This window comes from Bradyrhizobium algeriense (assembly GCF_003062295.1).
GTDB lineage: Bacteria > Pseudomonadota > Alphaproteobacteria > Rhizobiales > Xanthobacteraceae > Bradyrhizobium > Bradyrhizobium algeriense.
The window spans coordinates 1-466 of the sequence record NZ_PYCN01000249.1 but is presented as its reverse complement, the minus strand read 5'-3'; the positions used below and the strand labels follow the sequence as shown (position 1 = coordinate 466).

Sequence of the window (466 nt, the reverse complement as noted above, 5' to 3'; positions counted from 1 at the left end):
AGGCGGAAGCCCGTGGGTTGGCTGCGCGGCGCTGCGCGTCCTTGGTGTATTCCGGAATGACGAGATCGGCGCTCATTCGGATCCCTCTCGGCCGCCCGCACTTGCCAACGACCATTCCTTCACGCGCGCCAGATGATCGTATTCCGAAAAGCGGCGCGCATATTTCGGGAAGGGCCGCGAGAGGTAAGCCGCTTCGCCCTTGGCGTAGCGCACGATCATGCCCTCGAACCGGCGGCGGTGCTCTTCGACGATGTCCGCAACACTCCGTGTTTCCTTGCCCGTTGGCTTAATCTCTCGTGGGTCGATAGGTGTGCGTCCGCCAGTCGTATGCACGTAGATCAGGTCCGGCGTTTCCTTCGCCATGGGCAGGCCCTTGAAGGCGCCTTTCATCAGCATCATGGCCTCTAACGTGAGCTGCGGCGAAAAGCCGGCATAGACCTCGCGCACGCCGGGCGGTTGGCCGGTC

Annotated in this window: 1 pseudogene; it reads right to left on the bottom strand. The window is 63.1% G+C overall.

Annotation, left to right across the window (positions count from 1 at the left end):
• Window positions 1-72: 72 nt before the first annotated feature.
• Window positions 73-466, bottom strand: a pseudogene (locus tag C7G61_RS43370) (double-strand break repair protein AddB); the annotation flags it as partial.